Source organism: Peterkaempfera griseoplana (assembly GCF_001418575.1).
In the GTDB taxonomy this organism is placed as follows: Bacteria; Actinomycetota; Actinomycetes; order Streptomycetales; family Streptomycetaceae; genus Peterkaempfera; species Peterkaempfera griseoplana.
In genome coordinates this window covers 1-1,587 of sequence record NZ_LIQR01000326.1, presented here as the reverse complement: position 1 = coordinate 1,587, position 1,587 = coordinate 1, and the positions used below count along the sequence as shown (strand labels likewise).

The following is a 1,587-nucleotide window of genomic DNA, read 5'->3' as shown; positions in this document are numbered from 1 at the left end:
GGGGAGGGCCGGGGCAGGCGGACGGGGACAGGACCGTCCGGCCCCGGCCACCGCCGGGCCGTACCCGGCGGCCCGGCAGCGAGCAGGAGCGACACGACGTGGCGGATAGAGTGCGGCACCCGAGCCGTCTCGCACCAGGCGGCGACCGCCCCGAGCGCCGGACCCCGAGCGCGCCGGGGCGCTGTGGTGTGCCGGTCGCCCCGAGGAGGCCGCACCCACCGGAGCAAGGAGCGGGGACGCTTGGCGCCTGACGAGTTCGACGCCTTCTACAACCGGAGCTGGTCACGTATCGTCGGCCAGCTCTACGCCATGACCGGAAACCTGGCCGATGCCCAGGACGCCGTCCAGGAGGCCTTCGTCCGCGCCTGGGACAGACGCGAGGAGCTCTCCGCCTCGCACGCCCCCGAGGCCTGGGTGCGCACCGTCGCCTGGCGACTCGCGGTCAGCCGCTGGCGCCGGGCCCGCAGCGCGCTGCTTGCCCACTTCCGGCACGGTGCACCGGGGGACGCCCCGAGTCCGGGGCCCGAGCACGCCGCGCTGGTCGCGGCGCTGCGGAAGATCCCCGAGGAGCAGCGCCGTGCGGTGGTGCTCCACTACCTCTGCGACCTGCCGGTCGCAGAGGTCGCCGCGGAGACCGGTGCGCCGGTCGGCACCGTCAAGGTGCGGCTCTCCCGGGCCCGCGCGACCCTCGCCCGACACCTGTCCGACGACCTCCTGGGAATCTCCGCGCGATGAACGGTTGGGATCAGCAGTTCCAGGACGCCCTCCGCGGGCTCGCCGAGTCCGCGGAGCAGGCGGCCGCGCCGCCGCTGCCGCCCGCGCAGCTGCGCCGCCACACCGAGCGCAGGCACCGCAGACGGATCGTGCTGATCCCGTCCGCGGCCCTCGCGGGCCTCCTGGCCGCCGGCACGGCGTACGGGATGGCGGGCGGCTTCCGCCACGAGGGAGCGCCACCGCCCGCACCCGTCGTCACCGGGCCGGCGACCGCCGCGCCGCGGACCTCGGAACCGCCGCCGAGCGCCGGGCCGGATCCCGCGGCGGCAACCCCGTCGCGTCCCGCCTCCGGGGCACCCGCCCCCGCGGGCGGCCCCAGCCGCCGGGCTCCGGCCACCGGTCTGCCCTCCGCGCGGCCGTCCACCGCCGGTCCGGGGCTGCCGCTGCCGACCGCGCTGGTCTCCTGCCCGGTGGCCGGGGCGCACGAGTTCCTGGTCCGGGCGAAGGGGCTGACGCTGAGGGACCCGCTGAAGGGGCTGGCCGCCGGGCTGGAGGCGGTGCCCGTCGCCTGTGTGGCGGACCCGTCGGCGCAGGGCGGCGGCCGGCTGGCGCCCTCAGGGCCCGTCCGGATCCTGAACCTCGCCCCCGGGGCCGTGCTCACCACCACCGCGCCCATCAGCGGCGGCCGCTCCCCGGTGCCCGCCTCGCCCGCCCAGCTCGCCGCGGGACTCGCCCGGCATCCGGACCAGATCTTCGGTGTCCGGCTCGACAGCGCGGGCCGGGTGACCCGGCTGGACCAGGTCTACTCCCCCTGACCGCGGCCTGCCGGTCCCGGTCTGCTGGTCCCGGCCCGGGTCTGCGCGGGGGGGGGTG

2 protein-coding genes are annotated in these 1,587 nt (G+C 78.1%); both read left to right on the top strand.

What is annotated here, in order from left to right; all coding sequences use genetic code 11:
- The first annotated feature begins 240 nt into the window (after positions 1-240).
- Complete coding sequence (locus tag AOK09_RS23920; protein ID WP_055589303.1) at positions 241-735, top strand: SigE family RNA polymerase sigma factor; 495 nt, start codon at positions 241-243, stop codon at positions 733-735.
- Positions 732-1,529: a hypothetical protein gene (locus AOK09_RS23915; RefSeq protein ID WP_055589302.1), complete on the top strand. Its 798-nt coding sequence runs from the start codon at positions 732-734 to the stop codon at positions 1,527-1,529. The genes AOK09_RS23920 and AOK09_RS23915 overlap by 4 nt, the downstream gene beginning before the upstream one ends.
- The last annotated feature ends 58 nt before the right edge of the window (positions 1,530-1,587 follow it).

Bases quoted from the DNA above. Each gene is read 5' to 3' on its own strand.
- AOK09_RS23915 (WP_055589302.1), top strand. From the start codon at position 732: ATGAACGGTTGGGATCAGCAGTTCCAGGACGCCCTCCGCGGGCTCGCC.